The organism is Corallococcus sp. 4LFB, assembly GCF_046520365.1.
GTDB lineage: Bacteria > Myxococcota > Myxococcia > Myxococcales > Myxococcaceae > Corallococcus > Corallococcus caeni.
The window spans coordinates 1-2477 of sequence record NZ_JBKGHJ010000804.1 but is presented as its reverse complement, the minus strand read 5'-3'; the positions used below and the strand labels follow the sequence as shown (position 1 = coordinate 2477).

The 2477-nt window shown below is 74.1% G+C and carries 1 protein-coding gene and 1 pseudogene; one reads left to right on the top strand and one right to left on the bottom strand.

The features are described 5' to 3' along the window. Nucleotides 1-610: serine protease (locus ACLEQD_RS41350; RefSeq protein ID WP_410391406.1), on the bottom strand; the 610-nt coding region annotated here is incomplete at its 3' end. A gap of 178 nt (nucleotides 611-788) precedes the next feature. Between ACLEQD_RS41350 and ACLEQD_RS41345 the strand changes: the two are divergent. Further along, nucleotides 789-2477: pseudogene (locus ACLEQD_RS41345) on the top strand (excinuclease ABC subunit A); the annotation flags it as partial.

The window sequence follows — 2477 nt, the reverse complement described above, 5'->3', positions numbered from 1 at the left end:
CGCGTCCAGCGCGGACAGCGGGCGGAGCGGGCCGGGGCGCCTTGAGCAGGGGCGTGATGTAGCGCACCGGGATGACGAGCCCCAGCGCGCGGCCGTTGGCGAGCGCCGCGGTGGCCAGCCCCACCACCGCGCCTTGCGCGTCCAGCACCGGCGCGCCGGAGGCGTCCTCGGGAAGGGTGCGGGACAGCTCCAGCAGGGTGAGCCATTCGCCCAGCACCTGCACCGCGCGGACCTCCAGGAGGCGCGGTTCGGGGGGGCGGTCCGCGTGGGCCTGGAGCACGTGCAGCGCTTCGCCCTCCTGGGGCAGCGTGGCGGGGCCCAGCGGGAGGGCGGGCACCAGGTCCGGGACGGACAGGCACAGGACGGCCAGGTCGCGGCGCTCGTCCACGGCGGCCACCTGCACCACCGGGGAGCGCAGGCCGTCCGGGAGCACGGCGGTGATGGCGCGCGCGCTGGCCACCGCGTGGAGGCTGGTGACGACGTGGCCCTCGGAGGAGATGACGAAGCCCGTGGCGGTGTGGCCCCCCAGGTCCAGCAACAGCAGGGAGGCACTCGTGCGCCGCAAGGCCTCTTCGGCCCGCGCACGGCGTGCCTGGTCGTCGTCGGACATGGCCACCCCCACTTGTGATGTCCCGGCCGGCATTCCCATCGGGTCACCTCCGATGCGCCCGGCCGCATCGCGTTGTATCAGCCCGCCCGCTCTCCACCCAACCCACCCGGGTGGGGCGATGTTGGCCGTCATGTTGTGATTGGCGCGCGAGTGTCTGGTCGTTAAACCTCCGGCCGGCATGCACAAGACCCACCTCGTCGGCGCCCGCACCCACAACCTCAAGGATCTGTCCGTCGACCTCTCCGAAGGGGAGTTCGTCTGCGTCACCGGCGTGTCCGGAGGCGGCAAATCGAGCCTCGCGCTGGACACGCTCTACGCGGAGGGCCAGCGGCGCTTCGTGGAGAGCTTCAGCCCGTATGCCCGGCAGTTCCTGGAGCGGCTGGAGCGGCCGCCCATGGAGGCGCTGGAGCCGGTGGCCGCGGGCGTCGCGGTGGACCGGCGCGCGCCGGTGAAGAGCTCGCGCTCCACGGTGGCGACGCTGGCGGACGTGGAGCCGTACCTGTCCGCGCTCTTCACCCGGGAGGCCATGCCGGTGTGTCCGGACTGTGGCCTGGAGGCGGTGCGCACCGACGCGCGCGTGGCCGCGAAGGCCGCCCTGCGCGAGCACCCGGACGCGCCCGCCGTCTTCACGTACCCCGTGCGCATCCCGGACACGTCCGCGTTCCTCGACGCCAGGGCCCGCCTGCTGAAGGACGGCTACCACCGGCTGATGGTGCAGGGCGAGGTGAAGGAGCTGGAGACGCTCAAGCCGGGCGAGGCCACCGACCCCGCGGGCGTGGCGCAGGTGGTGGTGGACCGGGTGAAGCTGACGGACGCGAACCTGTCCCGCGTCACCCAGGCGCTGGAGGACGCGTGGGCGCGCGCGGACGGCGAGGCGCTGCTCTTCCTGCCGGAGGCCGCGCCGAAGCGGCTGCGCCGGGGCCTGGTGTGCCCGAAGTGCGCGCGGGAGTTCGAGCCCGCGCGGCCGGGCCTCTTCAGCTACCAGAGCCCGGTGGGCGCGTGCGCGCCGTGCCGCGGCTTCGGGCGCACCATCGGCATCGACTGGGGGAAGGTGATCCCCAACCCGGGCTTGAGCCTGGCGCAGGGGGCCATCCGTCCGTGGTCCGGCCAGTCCACCAGCTGGGAGCGCGAGATGCTCCAGCGCTACTGCAAGCAGAAGGGCATCCCCTTCGACAAGCCGTGGGACAAGCTCACCGCCGCGCAGCGCGAGTCGGTGCTCCAGGGCGAGGGCGACTACGACGGCGGCCGCGTCTACCCGGGCGTGCGCGCGTGGTTCCGGTGGATGGAGGGGCGCACGTACAAGATGCACGTGCGCGTGCTGCTGGCGCGCTATCGCGCGTACACGCTCTGCGACAGCTGTCACGGCGCGCGGCTCAACGAGCAGGCCCGCGCGTGGCGCGTGGGCGACCTGGACCTGCCGGGCTGGCACGGGCTGGAGCTGACGGACGCGCTGGCGCGGCTGGACGGGCTGAAGACGCTGGCGGGGCAGGGGGACCTGGCGAGGCGCGAGCTGTCCGCGCGCCTGCGCTACCTGCAGCGCGTGGGCCTGGGCTACCTCACGCTGGACCGCACCGCGTCCACGCTGTCCGGCGGCGAGGCGCAGCGCGTGTCGCTCACCGCGGCGCTGGGCACGTCGCTGACGGGCGCGCTCTTCGTGCTGGACGAGCCCACCGTGGGGCTGCACCCGGGGGACGTGCCGCCGCTCACGGAGGCCATCGCGGAGCTGGCGGACCGGGGCAACATCGCGCTGGTCATCGAGCATGATCCGCTGGTCATCCGCTCCGCGCACCGCGTGCTGGAGCTGGGCCCGGGCGCGGGCCGCGACGGCGGCAAGCTGTGCTTCGACGGCACCCCGGAGGCGCTGGCG